Here is a 773-nt window from a genome sequence, read left to right as displayed (position 1 = left end):
CGCATCTCCTCGAACTTGGTGGCCTGACGCTCGAGGTCTTCGAGGAACGCGGCGAGTTCCTCGCGCTTGTTCTCGCCGCGGCCGGTGAAGTCGTTGCGCTCGAACACGCTCCACTTGCGCAGCACCGGCCAGACGACGTCCTCGAGGTGCTGACGCAGGTCGTAGATGCCGTGCTTGGCCATCAACACACCGTTGCGGCGGAAGTTCGGCATACCGGCACCGGGCATGACGAAGTTCATCACGATGTCCGAGACCGCCTGCAACGTCTGATCGGGCGAGATGTCCATCGCCGCGCCGGTGATGTTGCGGTAGAAGATCATGTGCAGGTTCTCGTCGGCGGCGATGCGCTGGAGCATGCGGTCGGCGATCGGATCGTCGCAGACCTTGCCGGTGTTGCGGTGCGAGACGCGGGTGGCCAGCTCCTGGAACGTCACGTAGGCGACGGAGTGCAGCAGACCCACCCCTGCACCGGCAGGCGACGCATATCCGTTGGTCATGTGGATCATGCGGGCTTCTTCGAGGGCGACGGGATCGACGCCGCGGGTGACGACGAGGTAGTCACGCATGACGATGCCGTGCCGGTTCTCCTCGGCGGTCCACCGGCCGACCCAGGTGCCCCAGGCACCGTCCTGGGAGAAGTTCTCGGCGATCTCCCGGTGGTAGGACGGCAGGTTGTCCTCGGTGAGCAGGTTGGTGATCATCGCGGCCTGTGCGACGTCGGAGAGCTTGGACTGCTCCGGGTCGTAGTCCTGGCCGCCGAGTGCGGCGAAGTT

General features: G+C 65.3%; 1 protein-coding gene. It reads right to left on the bottom strand.

Translation table 11 applies throughout. The annotated features are described in order from the left end of the window. A partial coding sequence (locus CH249_RS08285; RefSeq protein ID WP_094698908.1) for an acyl-ACP desaturase occupies positions 1-773 on the bottom strand: 773 nt, incomplete at both ends.

It is taken from the genome of Rhodococcus sp. 05-2255-3B1, assembly GCF_002258545.1.
Classification (GTDB): domain Bacteria; phylum Actinomycetota; class Actinomycetes; order Mycobacteriales; family Mycobacteriaceae; genus Rhodococcoides.
Note: the sequence above shows the minus strand (reverse complement) of the source record. Positions and strands in the feature narration are given on the sequence as shown.